Annotated in this window: 16 protein-coding genes and 1 other annotated feature (1 of these 17 only partly in view); all 16 genes read left to right on the top strand. The window is 38.0% G+C overall.

Annotated elements, in window-relative coordinates; genetic code table 11:
* Positions 1–193 precede the first annotated feature (193 nt).
* The 16 genes from fdxA to CXF93_RS10140 all read left to right on the top strand — a co-directional run bounded on the left by fdxA (position 194) and on the right by CXF93_RS10140 (position 15,261).
* Positions 194–517 (top strand): ferredoxin FdxA, encoded by a 324-nt coding sequence (gene fdxA, locus CXF93_RS10215; protein ID WP_101062417.1) that lies wholly within the window; start codon positions 194–196, stop codon positions 515–517.
* A 258-nt stretch (positions 518–775) separates the two neighbouring features.
* Entirely contained in the window at positions 776–2,260 is a 1,485-nt protein-coding gene (locus CXF93_RS10210) for a L,D-transpeptidase family protein (protein ID WP_101062416.1), read from the top strand.
* A 175-nt stretch (positions 2,261–2,435) separates the two neighbouring features.
* Positions 2,436–2,633 (top strand): Flp family type IVb pilin, encoded by a 198-nt coding sequence (locus CXF93_RS10205; RefSeq protein ID WP_101062415.1) that lies wholly within the window; start codon positions 2,436–2,438, stop codon positions 2,631–2,633.
* Positions 2,634–2,705: 72 nt separating this feature from the next.
* Positions 2,706–3,299: a prepilin peptidase gene (locus CXF93_RS10200; protein WP_369832211.1), complete on the top strand. Its 594-nt coding sequence runs from the start codon at positions 2,706–2,708 to the stop codon at positions 3,297–3,299.
* A gap of 37 nt (positions 3,300–3,336) precedes the next feature.
* Positions 3,337–4,722: an AAA family ATPase gene (locus CXF93_RS10195; RefSeq protein WP_101062413.1), complete on the top strand. Its 1,386-nt coding sequence runs from the start codon at positions 3,337–3,339 to the stop codon at positions 4,720–4,722.
* A gap of 20 nt (positions 4,723–4,742) precedes the next feature.
* On the top strand, positions 4,743–5,561 hold the full coding sequence (cpaB, locus tag CXF93_RS10190) for a Flp pilus assembly protein CpaB (RefSeq protein WP_101062412.1): 819 nt from the start codon (positions 4,743–4,745) through the stop codon (positions 5,559–5,561).
* A gap of 27 nt (positions 5,562–5,588) precedes the next feature.
* Entirely contained in the window at positions 5,589–7,070 is a 1,482-nt protein-coding gene (locus tag CXF93_RS10185; RefSeq protein ID WP_101062411.1) for a type II and III secretion system protein family protein, read from the top strand.
* Between the two features lie 48 nt (positions 7,071–7,118).
* Positions 7,119–7,382 (top strand): hypothetical protein, encoded by a 264-nt coding sequence (locus tag CXF93_RS10180; RefSeq protein WP_101062410.1) that lies wholly within the window; start codon positions 7,119–7,121, stop codon positions 7,380–7,382.
* Between the two features lie 12 nt (positions 7,383–7,394).
* On the top strand, positions 7,395–8,747 hold the full coding sequence (locus CXF93_RS10175) for a pilus assembly protein TadG-related protein (RefSeq protein ID WP_101062409.1): 1,353 nt from the start codon (positions 7,395–7,397) through the stop codon (positions 8,745–8,747).
* 8 nt (positions 8,748–8,755) lie between these two features.
* Positions 8,756–9,226, top strand: coding sequence for a TadE/TadG family type IV pilus assembly protein (locus CXF93_RS10170; protein ID WP_101062408.1), 471 nt, complete (start codon positions 8,756–8,758; stop codon positions 9,224–9,226).
* Positions 9,226–9,714, top strand: a complete 489-nt coding sequence (locus CXF93_RS10165; protein ID WP_101062407.1) for a TadE/TadG family type IV pilus assembly protein — start codon at positions 9,226–9,228, stop codon at positions 9,712–9,714. Before CXF93_RS10170 ends, CXF93_RS10165 begins: the two co-directional genes overlap by 1 nt.
* Before the next feature lie 43 nt (positions 9,715–9,757).
* Entirely contained in the window at positions 9,758–10,984 is a 1,227-nt protein-coding gene (locus CXF93_RS10160) for a hypothetical protein (RefSeq protein WP_101062406.1), read from the top strand.
* Positions 10,984–12,309 (top strand): CpaF family protein, encoded by a 1,326-nt coding sequence (locus tag CXF93_RS10155; protein WP_101062405.1) that lies wholly within the window; start codon positions 10,984–10,986, stop codon positions 12,307–12,309. The genes CXF93_RS10160 and CXF93_RS10155 overlap by 1 nt, the downstream gene beginning before the upstream one ends.
* Before the next feature lie 11 nt (positions 12,310–12,320).
* The gene (locus tag CXF93_RS10150) at positions 12,321–13,289 is read left to right on the top strand and encodes a type II secretion system F family protein (RefSeq protein WP_101062404.1); all 969 of its coding nucleotides are present in this window, start codon (positions 12,321–12,323) and stop codon (positions 13,287–13,289) included.
* Between the two features lie 2 nt (positions 13,290–13,291).
* Positions 13,292–14,269, top strand: coding sequence for a type II secretion system F family protein (locus tag CXF93_RS10145; protein WP_101062403.1), 978 nt, complete (start codon positions 13,292–13,294; stop codon positions 14,267–14,269).
* Positions 14,266–15,261, top strand: a complete 996-nt coding sequence (locus CXF93_RS10140) for a lipopolysaccharide assembly protein LapB (RefSeq protein WP_101062402.1) — start codon at positions 14,266–14,268, stop codon at positions 15,259–15,261. Before CXF93_RS10145 ends, CXF93_RS10140 begins: the two co-directional genes overlap by 4 nt.
* A 180-nt stretch (positions 15,262–15,441) precedes the next feature.
* Positions 15,442–15,528 (top strand) — a sequence feature (His leader region) (it continues 33 nt past the right edge of the window).

The raw sequence follows: 15,528 nt of genomic DNA, 5'->3' as shown, positions 1-15,528 counted from the left end.
CGCTGTTAGAGCACTAGCTTGTAAACTAAAATCTTAGGGCGGGTATTTTACGTTATTATGACGAAATATGCATTTTATTATTTAAAACTCGCTTGTTTTTCAAGCCGCTTTTGCCATCTTAATTGGATGTTAATTGCTTTTAGGACCTGCTTACGTATAATGCCAGCACTTTGAAATGTGAGGAACAAGCATCATGGCTTTTGTCGTAACCGAAAATTGTATTAAATGTAAACATGGTGATTGTGTTCCAGTATGCCCTGTCGACGCGTTTCATGAAGGACCTAACTTTTTAGTTATTAATCCTGAAGAATGTATTGATTGTGGGCTTTGTGAACCAGAGTGCCCTGTTAATGCGATCTTCCAAGAGGATGAAGTGCCTGAAGATCAAAAAATATTTATCGCAATTAATGAAGAGCTTGCTGAACTATGGCCTGTGATCACGGAAAAATGTGAGCCACCTGCAGATGCAGACGACTGGGCTGATGTAGAAAATAAACTGTCTTTATTAGAGCGCTAGTCATAAATCGCCAAATATTAACCCGTTTCAAATAAAGTTCCAGTACCGTAAGTAGAGAGTTCCCTATCTTCCCCAGATGGACTCTCACTTACCAGATTAACTCTAACTTAATAGCCAGAAAGTTCACCTTCTATAATCTACAACATGTTAACCCCAACCTTCCTCTCGTACTTCTCTCTCGTATAGTCAATTCACATCTAGACTTAAAAGATTAACTAATATTTAGTGCTACTTTAAAAGTAATCTAAGGATAGACTGATGCGTAATGAGAAAAATTCAATTACTAAATTAATGTTCAACATAATATCCATTACCTTAATTCTTATCACTTCCCATACATACACCTATGCAAACGATTCAAACAATGATGTATCAATCAAGACTGTGCCTATATATCCCTCCTCTCAAGATCAACAGCACCTATACGACGAGCTTAAAAGTACCAATAAAGATCAACGGCTGTTTTTTAATAATAATCGGCTAAATCTATCCGGTCTTACGCTATTGAGTTTATTAGCTGATCTAGGCATTAGAGATCACCCTATACTCACTAATGATGAAATAAGGAGTTTAGACGTAACGGATAAAGCACTTACCCTTGCGCTTTATCATATAGCTTCGCAATCACAGGGAAATCAATTAAAGTCTGCAGCAAATAAACCAGCTGATTTTAAAGCTGCGCTTAATAACGATACCCTTTCTGCCTATATTGACTCAGCAATGCCACAATTTAACGCTGTCATTCGATTAAGGCAGGCGATTAACAAATACAAGAGAATGAAGGATATAGACTGGCCACCGCTTACAGACACATTTAACCCGCAGTTAGGTCAAGGTCACGCGGAAGTTAAGATACTCAGGCATAAGTTAATGACCTTAGATGATTTGAACACTCTCCCCACGTCGAAACATAGATTAAACATATTTGACCAAAGCATCATTGACGGTATAAAGCATTTTCAGCGTCGTAATGGTTTTAAACTAACAGGTAAACTTAACGGCCATACAATTAACGTCTTAAACCAAAGCATAGATACCCGTATCAACAAGCTTCAAGTTAATTTATGGCGTTGGCTTTCTTTACCGCGTACTCCGCCAACCAAATACATCATGGTCAATATACCTGCGTTTGATTTAACGCTCATAGATAAAGGTGAGCCAGTTATGGAAATGAAAGTCATTGTCGGTAAGCCGAGTAATCAAACGCCAGTCATGATCACAGAGGTCAATTCAGTTACCCTCAATCCGACATGGACGCCTACGCGCAATATAATCAATAACGATTTGCTGCCTTTACATAACAAGAATAACACAGCGTTAAAAAGCCTTAATTTCCATCTAGCTACAGGCTATGGCGTTAATACCGTATACAAAGAGATTCCTGCTAACCTACAGGGGATGTTGAAACAATATCGTTTGGTGCAGAAATCAGGGAATAATAATGCTTTGGGCAAGGTGCGGTTTAACATTAAAAATAACAACGCTATTTTCTTACATGATACGCCAACTAAGCATCTGTTTAATAGACATAATAGAGCTTTGAGTCACGGCTGTATTCGCCTACAGAAACCTAATGACCTACTCGCCAGTTTACTCATCAGTAGCAGTAATAATAATAAACCTCAAACTAAACATGTGAGATTACCCAATTCACTGCCCGTATTTATCACTTATCAAACAGCATGGATTGATAACTTAGGGAAAATTAATTTTCGTAACGACCTGTATAAAAAGGATAAATAATAGCTGTCAACTATTATTTTAATAATTAATACAAGAAAACATAGCCGATAAGGTAATAGTGCTCTAGCTTTATGTATATGCTTCTAAAGCAAGGGAGCATTAAGAAGTTAAACTAATAAAATCAATGTATTAATCTATATTTGTGAATTTAAAGCAATTTATTGGAGTACTAAAAATGAATAAATTATCAATGTTTATCCAAGATTTTATCGAAGACGAAAGTGGTCTAACTGCGGTTGAGTATGCTATTGCCGGTGGTTTGGTTGTTGGCGGAATGGTCACAGCATTCAATACTTTAGGTACCAATGCAACAGCACAAATCAATACACTTTGTGGTGCCGCGAGTGGTAGTACGACAGCGTGTACACCTTAAGTACATTTATATAGCACAGTAAGTTGTCGTGCTACACAGTTGCATTTAAGTTTATCACTTAAAAAGGACTTTATGATGCCAAACTATGCGTTAGTAATGCCGATTATAACCGCACTATTAATTCTTTGTGTAGCTCTCTATTTTGATCTTCGCTACCAACGCATACCAAACAAACTTTGTTTATTGGCCCTATTATTCGGTATTCTGATTAATAGCTACTTTGATTCTTGGTCTGGCTTCATGGAGTCGATATTCGGGGCAAGCTTAGCATTAATACTACTTATTCCCGTTTACAAATTTAAAATGCTTGGTGCTGGTGATGTAAAATTAATGATTGGCATCGGCGCCCTTTCTGGTCCTTTAGTATTAACCTGGTCAATTGCATACGGTATTATTTTTGGTGCTTTCACAAGTATATTAATCGCAACTAAAACCGTAGGTTGGGTCGGTCTAAAAACCATGATTTCTCGTTACATCGATTGTTTATATTTAGGTGTATATTTTAAACCCGAAACAGGTGACGCAGGTGGAGTTAATGTGCCTTATGCGCCTGCATTAATGCTCGGCTGGATGTTAGCAACTTATATTAACTACGACATTTACGATTTAATGTGGACGGTAGAAGTAATGCTCAATGAAATAGGTACCAGCTTTAGCCTCATATAATTTTCTTTAATTCCCATATAAAATAACGGGTATGATTATGACGGACCAATCAATCAACGGGCTGCAAGAAAACGCACCGGAATTAAACGCTTATGACTCCCCCCTCTTTCCTGAAATAGTACCTGAACAACAAAATTATGGTACTCATGAGCACTTAGCTAAGCGCCCCACAACAATTAGCGAAACAGGCTTGCCCTCTCAACTTTTAACCGAATTATTAATTAAACATATCCATTCTATGCACGTAGCCACTATACGTGAACTAGCAGACGCTTTAGCCTTGTCTGGAGGCATAGTACAAGTACTTATCGACGTCGCAAAAGAGTCGGCTTTAATAGAAAATAGACAAAGCTTAGCGAGTGGACAAATGCGCTATGCCTTATCAAACATTGGTGAGATAGAAGCTGAGAAAGCTTTAAAATCCAGTGGCTATATTAGTGTTTCACCCGTTCCATTGACCCAGTACGTTGATATTGTGCTTAAGCAAACCAGTAGAAATACCCAAATTACGAAACAACGTATGCAAGCTAGATTTGCAGAACTCATGTTTTCAGAAGCATTAACATCTGCCATCGGCCCTGCGTTAAACTCCAATAAGCCGATATTAATTTATGGTATGCCTGGTGTAGGTAAAAGTTACCTCTGCCGTAACTTAAATTTATTATTTGGCGATGATGTATTAATCCCTTCGGCGATCGAAATAAGCGGTAATATAATTCAAGTATATGATCCGCAAGTACACATACTCAGCACTGAACAAGATAGCAAGTCACCAGCAGACGCATTATTCAGTCTAGACAGAGGCCATGACCCCCGCTGGCGGTTATGTCAACGCCCGTTAATCGTGACAGGCGGTGAGCTTACCGAAGATATGTTAGAGGTCAATTTTGACCCAAGTAGTCGCACCTATAAAGCACCTCTTCAGTTAAAAGCTAATAACGGCATCTTATTATTGGATGATCTAGGTCGTCAAAAAATGAGTCCGTTAGCTTTATTTAATCGCTGGATCATCCCACTCGAAGAACGTCGAGACTTTTTATTTTTGCCAAACGGTGTACATTTCGAAATACCTTTCGAACTTATTTTATTGTTCTCAACCAATCTCAACCCTGCAGAACTAGTCGATGAAGCCTTCCTACGTCGCTTAGGTTACAAAATTGAATTTCAACCATTAGAAGTCGATAGCTACAAGAAACTTTGGGGTAATGTATGCGAAAGTTTTAATTTAACTTGTGCAGATGTCACATTCGATTACCTTTTAAATACATATCATTATACGACTAACAAGCCATTTCTACCCTGCTATCCGCGTGATTTACTCAGTATCATCAGCGATCAAGTTAAATTTAATGAGCTCCCAAATGAAGTCGAAAAAAACTTAATAGACATTGCTTGGAAGCACTACTTTGTTAGTCAAAGCTAATAATATTAGAGGTAGCTAAAATGAATAAAAAGCCCGTAATCTCAGTCGCAATCTCCATTATGTTTGGGATTGGCGCAATTTTAATCGCGCAAAGTTGGTTAGATACCAATAAACAATCTGCACCAGAGAACCAAGTATATATTGCCTTTTCAACCATGGTGATCCCCATAGGGACGGTTATTACGCCTAAGCATGTAGAGTTGAAAGTTTTACCTGAATCTATGTCACCCGATAATACAATTGCTAATCCTGATGAGATCTATGGAATGATCGCAAAAGACACTATTTATATTGATGATATTATCAGATTAGAAAGGTTACTGGTTAAAGGTGAAGGTAGCACGCTAGCAAGTCTTATTTCGGAGAATATGCGGGCAGTGTCGATCCGTGTAGATGATGTCGTAGGTGTCGCGGGTTTCTTATTACCAGGTAACAGAGTTGATATTTTAAATACTAGTACCGGAAATTCAGGTACTGCAAATACAGAAGTAATTCTAAGAAATATTAAAATATTAGCAATTGATCAACGTGCAGCATCTACAACCGGTGAAAATAAACCGCAAATAGTACGCGCAATCACAGTTGAAGTTAATCTAGACCAAGCCGAAATATTGATGACCGCTCGTAACAAAGGTCGATTACAACTCGCACTACGTAACCCAACAGACAGTAATGCCATCGATTTTGCTAGTAATGAACAAATAAAAAGCAATAACGATGACATCATTGAAATCGCTCCTCCAGTATTTCAACCACGCCCCATTAAACAGAGAGCCAGTAAACATAAAGTCGAGATAATCCGCGGTACAGTTCAAGAATCAGTCCAACTTAAAATTTAGTTGTTCGACTATAAATAGGTGATAAATATGAATATTAACTCCCATTTTGATAAACCTGAGTCTTGGCCAAAGAATAATGTATGGACGTTAGCTATTTTAATTTTCATAACCAATTTATTCTTAGCCAGTGCAGTCTCTGCCGGCGGGCCAACAGCACTGGATGATGACAGCGTTAGGATCCCAATTTTCAAATCTAAGAATTTACAAATGGACCAACCAATACACCGTGTATCTGTAGGTAACCCAGCTATAGCGGATATCTTAATTTTGCGTAGTAGTGAGCTATATATTGTCGGTAAAAAACTCGGTACAACGAACATGATGGTATGGGATAAAGACGATAACTTGGTTGACGTACAAAACTTAGAAGTTACCCATGATTTAAATAGTCTTAGAAAGCGCCTACACAAATACTTGCCAAATGAAGATATAGGTGTAGAAACGTCACAAGGTCAATTAGTCGTTAGCGGACAGGCTACATCATTAATGAAAATGAGTACGGCAGTAGAAATAGCCCAAGGCTACGCAACTGCAGCTAATGTTGATGATAGTAATAGCACTGTTGTAAACATGATGTCAGTCGGTGGTGGCCAACAAGTAATGTTAGAAGTGACTGTCGCTGAAGTTAGCACTGAAATTGGCCGTAATTTGGACGGAAATACCGTTATAGGTGGATTCGGTTCCGATGGGTTTGGTGGCATAGGGACAGGGACAGGTAATGTACCTGCAAATATTTTAGGCGGTATCGATACTAATATTTTTGCACGTTATCTCACTGGTGACATGTTATTTAGTGTTGCTTTAGATGTAGCAAAGACTAAAGGTTTAGCTAAAGTGCTTGCAGAACCGAACCTAACAGCACTTAGTGGTCAGTCTGCCGAGTTCTTATCTGGTGGTGAGTATCCCGTGCCAGTTTCAACTGATGATGGTGTTACAATTGAATACCGCGACTTCGGTGTTGGTGTTAGCTTTGTACCAACAGTACTTGATTCTGGTAAAATAAACCTAAACCTTAAAGTGCTAGTAAGTGAAATAAGTAACGCTAATAGTGTAGCGATCTCAGCAATTGAAACTGGCTCAACGACAATCACTCCCTCTTTAGTCAAAAGATCAACTGCAACCACAGTAGAGCTTGGCGACGGCCAAACCATAGTTATAGGTGGGTTACTAAGTGATAACCTTCGTGAATCTGTCACTAAATTCCCAGGATTAGGTGATATTCCGATTCTAGGGCAGCTATTTACAAGCCAAGAGTATATTAGTGGTCAAACCGAACTCGTTATTATGGTTACACCACGCTTAGTTAGACCCTTTAATAAGGAAGGTATGATCTTACCTACTGACGGATTCGTACCCGTATCTGATATGGAATTTTATTTACTCGGGAAAATGACCCAGCAAGATAAAGATTCAGCCACAAAGAACCCAAATGACAATTCCGGCACACCATCAAGCATTGTCCCAAGCTCTGGGGGTACAGAACAACAATATGGTCATACTCTCAATTAACTTTGTATCCAAATATACTTATAGCGTAAGAAAGAATTAAGAGGAATTATGATGAAAAATTTAAGCTTAATGCTGCTCTGTAGCCTATTCTTATTCGGCTGTGTACAAGAACCAAATTACGAATTGTCTGCATCAACACAGTATATGAAAGATATACAAATCCTTGACCCAGATGCCCCTGTGAAAAATGACGGTATAACCAACGCGATTGAAGGTAAATACGGCGAAAAAGTGATCACGTCATACCATAAGAGTGCTTACGAAGCTAAATCAGCTCGTGATATTTCACAGCCATCTACCAGTAATAAATAGAAAGGCAACATTATGTGCAATAAAAAAATAACAACCTTAAAACGTAAACAGAACGGTAACGTACTCATTATGTTCACTCTGGGCTTATTTGCACTCATTTCTATGGCTTCGCTCGCTCTGGACGGTGGCCATTTATTACTAAACAAGGGGAAGTTACAAAATTTAGTCGACTCTGCAGCATTAAATGCTGCGACCGAATTAGATCAAGGCGCAACTCATGAACAAGCCAGAGCAGCTGTCGTTGCAATAATTCAGATGAACATATTGCATAACGATCACCATGAATTACAAGCTGCAATTGATCTATCTAGCGTCGATAATACGCTTGATCAAATGACTGCTCAGTTAAATGTTGAATTTTCACAACAGCCAGATCCTTTTATTATCGATAATGATGAAAGCGCCAAATATGTAAAAGTATCTTTAACAAATTTGGGACTTGATAATTTTCTCGCTGATGTTTTCAATTTCAATAAGCAGGTGTCCGCGTCAGCATTATCAGGTCCGAGCTCGGATATTAGCAATTGTTATCAAGATTTAGTTCCCATGGTTGTTTGTGCTGACACTGCAAACGCCAATGTTGACGGGGCTAATGAATATGGTTTGAAAGAATATAGCCTAAATTTGATGAAAATTGGTTCAAATGCAGACTCACCTATTGGCCCGGGTAATTTCCAATTACTTAGACTTGGCTCTAATTCCGGGGCCGCAGATATCCGAGCCGCAATGGCTGGTGAATCAAGCATAGGCACAACTTGCTTTACGCCCGGCATAAGTAACCAATCAGTACCAACAGAACCAGGGAATACAGTAGGCCCTGTAGCCCAAGGACTAAATACCCGAATGGGTGAATGGCATGGTCCTGTCAATTCAACGGTTCACCTACGAGACAGCAACATATGCGAAGGAGATACGATAGACCTTGGTGTAGACGGTTTAGACCTTGAAGCCAGTGCAGCTTCTAAATCATACACTTACAACGACTATGATTTAGACAGCGCACAGTTTTCTAGTGGAACCAACAGTTCATGTGATGCAGTTAACCCTATATCAAGTGGGGATATCATTACGGAAACTGATGCCGGATTGCAGAGGTCCAGTTATGGACGACGTATATTACAAGTCGTTATCGCAGAGTGTACTGGTACAACTAATGGCGCCAATAATCTTGATTTTCTTGATATTGGATGTTTCTTTATGACTCAAAAAGTGGGTAGTTCAGGGCCAACATCCTATGTTGTCGGTGAATTTATTAATAGCGGAGGTAACTGTACTGACAGTGGAACTCCTTCAATAACTCCAGTAGACAACGACGGTCCGTATAAAATTGTATTATTCCATGTACCAGGAAGCTCAGATTCTTAGGAGGGACTATGCATCAGTCCAGAAGCAACAATAAATGTACAAAAGGAAAGAATGAGCAAGGATTTGCAGCGATTGAATTTACTATGATTCTGCCTTTTCTATTACTGTTGATTTTCGCTACTGCTGAATTTGGTAGGTTGCTTTATCAATATAATGCCCTTAACAAGACTGTCCGTAACGCATCACGTTATCTGGCAGGCAATGCCAAACTCGGTACTGGTGTATACGAAATAAAACCTGGTATCGAAACTAAAGTCATCAGCTATATAAAATATGGTAGTCCAAACTCAGTAACCCCCCTACTACCTAACTTAACGGCTAGTACCATAGATTTAAGCTTATCAGGTGCGTTTGTCACCATAAATGTTTCTTATCCATGGCAGCCTTTATTTTCGGACATGTTCACCACTTTTGGCCTAGGTGACGATATAGATATTAGTTTTCCGCTCGTATCAACATATACAATGAGGGCGTTCTAATGATAAAAAGCAACCACAGTAAACAGCAAGGCTTATACGCTGTTGAGTTTGCGATTATAGGAAGCTTATTTTTCTTACTTTTATTTGCAGTTTTAGAGATTGGCCGATTATTCTTTGTTTGGAATGTGTTAACTGAAGTGACACGACGTGGGGCTAGATTAGCAACAGTGTGTTATTTAGATACTAGTAATATTGTCGCTTTTGATGACATGATTTCTACAGCGCTATTTAATGATAACGCAATAATTCCTAATCTATCGTCCTCTAATCTACAAATTCATTACCTAATGGATGACGGAACTCAAGTCCTAAGTTCTGTTGACGCTAATTTTATTAATTTTGTCAAAGTAGATATTATAAATTATCAACACCAACTATTAATTCCAGGACTGTTTCTCACATTAAATTCACCTTCATTCTCAACAACACTACCAAGTGAAAGTTTAGGTGTGACCCCCCATACGACAACGTTATGTACACCATCATAATTATAGTAACGACAATTAACTATTTATTGGTAAGGAATCATAAATGAATAACCAAAATTCAAATAATATAATTGGATTTAGTGAAAGTAACTCCGCCCCGATAGATCGAGATAAACTAGCGTTGCCTTTCCCACTAAATTGTTTAGTCATTTGTCAAAACCCAACAATGCGTCAGCATTTATCTACTTATCTTGCGACTGTGACAAATCTAAAAGTTGATTACTGTACAGTATTAGATAGCAATGTAAACAACCATAATTTAGTTATCTTTGTACTAGATAGTAACGACCTTAAAGCCAAAGATAATATAAAAGAAATTGCAAAACACGACATTAATTTTATTTTAGTCGCCGATAACATAAGTAACGATGTTATTCGTACTGCGGTCCACTTTAAAGTAAAAGACATTATTTCACAGCAAGATGTAGAGCAAGAATTGTTTAACTCACTACTAAACTCTGCCAATGAATTAATTCAAACAAGTAAAATAGCGCCTCTATACACGGTCATTAATGGCAAGCCTGGTTCTGGTGCCAGTTTTATTACCAGTTGCCTAGGTGAGATTAGCGCTAATATATCAAACGAAGAGATAGCTATCATAGATGCGGACCTAAATTATGGTTCGCTTGCTGACACGTTTAATTTTGATGCCAATTATTATTTAACCGATGCCTTAAATGAATTAGATAAATTAGATAATACAGCCATAAAATCAATGATGCAAAAAAGAGATAATCTAAGTCTATTGGCCAGCAAACCCTACACGCAATTAAACACAAATAGCCAAACTTTAGGGTATTTAGACCAACTTGTCTGGAAGGTTAAATTAAATCATGACCTGGTATTAGTTGACTTATCACGAGGTATTGAGCGTTTCACAATCCCATTATTGAATTTATCATCTAAAGTTCTGATTGTAGTACAACAAAATATTCTCAATCTGCGTGAAGCAAAAGTACTGATTCAACAATTAACCCAACACCTAGGGATAGATACAGATAAATTGCATATTATCGTTAATCGGTATTCAACTAAGAACAGCAATATATCTCTCGATGATATTAAGAAAGTATTAAACATCGATAAGCTATATGTCGTTAGTAACAATTATCAACTTGCCAATGCAGGCATTGATTCAGGTTCACCGTTATTAAAAGTAGCTGACCATAAAGTAATACAGGAAGAAGTATCACATATTATCGGGGAGTTATTCCCAATTGAGGTTCCAGTCAAAACGACCTTATTATCTAAAATTTTTCGGAGACTATAATGGAATTTGTCAACAGCAAAAATAATGACCCTTTCAGCATGTTAACTGCGAGCGATATGGAGACCAAACAAGAAATATTTGGTCTATTGCTAACTCAACTTGATCTCTCCGTTTTAGAAACCTTACCCGAAGAGGTTGCCAAAGAAAAAATTGCTAATTCTTGCTATCAGTTTCTGAATAAACAGACGAGACCAATTAGCCTCGAGGTTAGGCAAATTTTAATTAAATTAATCACTGACGAAATTTTAGGATTAGGTCCACTCGAAACCCTACTCGAAGATCCAACAATTGCGGATATCCTAGTCAACAGTTATGACCGAATATTTGTCGAGCGTGCAGGTAAATTAGAACAAGTATCGGTTCAATTTTATGACGATAAACATTTACTTAACATCATAGACCGCATCGTATCGGGTGTAGGCCGCAGAATCGATGAGTCATCACCTATGGTCGATGCCAGACTCAAAGACGGTAGTCGTATTAACGCTATCATTCCCCCACTTGCTCTCGATGGTCCGGCATTATCAATTCGTCGTTTTACAGTCGATAAACTTCAAGCACAACAACTTATCGACTACGGTTCGATGACACAACCAATGGCAGATCTAATTCAGGCAGCCGTATTAGGTAAGCTAAACATATTAATTTCTGGTGGTACAGGTAGTGGTAAAACCACACTGTTAAATATTTTATCAGGCTATATACCTAATGATGAAAGAATCATCACCATTGAAGATTCAGCCGAATTACAGCTACAGCAACCACATACGGTTAGATTAGAAACAAGACCGGCGAATATTGAAGGCAAAGGTGAAGTAGGTCAACGTGAGTTAGTCAAAAACTGCTTAAGAATGCGCCCAGATAGGATTGTGATCGGCGAAGTACGTGGCAGTGAAGCCATAGACATGTTGGCTGCAATGAACACGGGTCATGAAGGTTCCATGACGACACTCCACGCTAACACTCCACGTGATGGTTTAGGCCGATTAGAAAACATGGTTTGCATGGCCGGGTTTGATATGCCTGTGCATAACATTAGAACTCAAATATCCTCAGCCATTGATGTTGTAGTGCAATTACAGCGCCAAGAAGATGGTAAACGACGTATTACTAGCATCCAAGAAGTAACAGGTATGGAAGGTGACATGATCACAATGTCAGAAATATTTACTTTTAGACGCGAAGGGAAAAACGACGATGGCAGTATTAAGGGAAGATATGCTGCCACAGGAGTTGTACCGACCTTTGCTCGTAAACTCAAAGATAAAGGTATTAATATTCCTCACAGCCTATTCACTGTGGATATGCTGTCTAACGGATTTTAAGTGGTGAATTTATGAGTTCTCAAGTCATGTTTTTGCTCTTGGTATTTGTAGCTGTTGTACTGTTGTTCCAAGGTTTTTTTATCTCAGTCTATAGTCCACAACGAGCAAACTCCAAACATATACGTAAACATCTCGCCTCATTAGCTGGCGGTGATGAAGAAGCCCAAGCTGATATTTTAATTAATAAAAAAGTTGAAACACTACCCGCTTTTTTACAGTGGGTAGAATCATTACCTTTAGTTTACAGTTACACCTACAAGATGGAACTATCGGGTTCTAAAATGCTCGGCCATCAATACCTAATAATGACCATTTTATTATCTTTTGTGTTGGCCATAACAGCTTGGTTTGTGACTCTAGACATTGTATTTACGGTATTTTCTGTTATCACTGTTTTTACTATCATGCACTTAATATTAAACCGAAATATAAATAAACGCATGGAAAGGATTGAGCAACAATTCCCTGAAGCATTAGATGTATTAAAGCGCGGTTTACAAGCGGGTTATGCCTTTAGTGATTCATTGAAGCTTGTTTATGAAGAACTTGAAGGTGAATTATCTGATGAGTTTAAACTAATGTTTAACCGCATTAATTTCGGTAATGATGTACATACAGCCTTGCTAAGTTTTGTGAAACGCGTGCCTAGCACTTCAGCAATGGCCTTTTGCAGTTCAGTGTCGATCCATAAAGAGACTGGTGGTAACCTCGCAGAAAATATAGATAACTTATCGAGAATAATTAGGCAAAGATTTACCTTCAAACGTCGTGTAAAAACATTATCAGCTGAAGGTCGCCTTTCAGGCTGGGTGCTAGTTTTAACACCTTTCGTTTTATTTGCAGTACTTTATATGTCATCCCCTGATTACACCAGTATCCTAATTAATACCCCCGAGGGTTTAAACTTACTTAAATGGGGCGGAATTGGCATGTTGGTTGGAATATGGTGGATAAGCAAATTAATTAAGATTGAGGTATAATCATGAATCAAATTATACAGCTTTTTGAAACCACGTTTACCGACCCCGACATGATGAAATGGGCTATTTATCTGGTAGCTGGCGTAGCAGGTATCACACTAGCTATTGCACTGTCATCATTGATTTCGGGTTTATACTCACCAGTTAAAAAACAATTAAGCAAGCTCTCTAAGGAATCAACAGCGCATGATGATTTAGCCAAAGAATATGAGTCATCACTAGAGCATACTATTGATAAATTAAAACATATCCCCTTCATCAATAAGAATTATCAAGGTGATTCATCGACTAAAAAATTACTTATTCATGCAGGCTTCCACTCTCAAGATGCACTCAAAATATTCAACTCAATTAAACTATTATTATTATTAATTAGTGGCGGGATAGTTGTTGCCTTAATCAATAACATTTCAACTTATTCAACAACGACAGTTGTCTATATAATCGCCTTTGTACTGGGAACCGCTTACCTTCTACCCGGTATAATATTAAAGAAAATTGCCGAGCGTAGAATGACTGATTTAAAACGTTTCTTTCCCGATGCACTAGACTTACTTATCGTATGTTGTGAATCAGGACTAGGATTACTGGAATCATTTCAGCGTGTTGCAAAAGAATTACAGCTAGCCCACCCGACACTATCATTTGAGCTGAACCTAGTCTGTAGTAAAGTTAGATATGGGCTTACTCTACAGCAAGCGCTAAAAGAATTTAGCGACAGAACAGGTCTAGAAGATATTAGAGGACTAAATTCGGTTATAGTACAAAGTTTAAGACTAGGTACCGGTGTAGCGGCAACAATTCGTATTTATTCTGATGAATACCGTGAGAAAAGGTTACAGGCAGCAGAGGAAAATGCAGCAAAGTTAGGCGTTAAAATGATTTTTCCTATGATGTGCTGTATTTGGCCTTCGTTCTTTATTGTCGCTATCGGACCTGCAGTTTTAAAAGTCATGGCCGTTTGGGGAGAAGCATTTTGATAAAAAAATCATATGGAATTAATAATTGGTTATGTGCAATTATTGGCTTGACGATGTTATCTGGTTGTACAACCACCAGCAGTAATAATCAACTCGACTTTTCAGACATACCGCCTGACACAAGAGAAACCACGCTTACGCAGGCTGTCTCTGCTGAACAAAATAGCCAATTTGATAAAGCCATTGTACTCTATGCCAAAGCATTAGAAATTCAGCCGAGTGATGAAGAAAAACCAACAATAGCAATGACCAATACTGCAGTATTTTATAAAATTGGTTTACTCGAAGTAAAACAGGGAAATACCGAACTAGGCAGAAAAGCATTTAGACAAGTACTTAAAGTAGAACCATCGCATGTATTCGCTCAAACTCAACTTGGTATTATCTATTTAGCCCAAAGGAATAAACAAGATGCTTTGGTTTTATTAACTAAAGCGATAGCCACTGATCAACTGCGCCTTGCCAGCCAAGCCAACACCAAAAATACTTATTTCGCGCTTGATAAACAATCCCCAGTAAAAGCTTACATGGGACTAGCTGTTATTCATGATCTTAAGGGTGATCACGATAGAGCAATGGCATTGTTTAACTTAATAAAACCAATCACACCACAGGACCCGCTTTTATTCACGAACATCGGATACTCCCATTACCTAGTGGGTAATTTTGTTGAAGCGGAAATAAATTTTAAAAAAGCTATCGATCTTGATATGCAATTTTCAAGAGCCTGGGTAGATTTAGGCCTAGTTTATGTACGTAAAGGAATGTATAGCAAAGCACTGCAAACATTAAAACAAGTGATGCCAACTGAGCATGCTTATAATGACATCGGTTACTTCTTAATATTGGAAGGTCGTTATCGTGAAGCTGAGTACTTTCTTGAACGCGCAATCGAGCTTTCTCCAAGTTATTTTGTGAAAGCAAATATCAATCTTGAAAACCTTAAATTACACATGAACAAAGATATCGATCTTGCTTATTCAAATGAATAATCACTCTATGTTTGATTACTGTTGTGTTTAATATAAACATTTTATAAATAATAGTTATAACTAATAGTTAAAAAATCATTGCAATTTTATCCTAGATTGCTATTGTGAACTCAACCACACTTATTAGTAACAACATACTAACTGGATAAAATATATGAATAACAACCTGAAAGTAAACGTGCATCACCATCATCATATTTGATTAGCTTTCAGGCTGTTAACTGGAGGTGTATGCATGCAAACTTCCGGAACTCATTTAGAAAAACC

Source organism: Moritella sp. Urea-trap-13 (assembly GCF_002836355.1).
Taxonomy (GTDB): domain Bacteria; phylum Pseudomonadota; class Gammaproteobacteria; order Enterobacterales; family Moritellaceae; genus Moritella.
The sequence above is the reverse complement of the archived record's forward strand: the minus strand, read 5'-3'. Positions and strand labels throughout refer to the sequence as shown.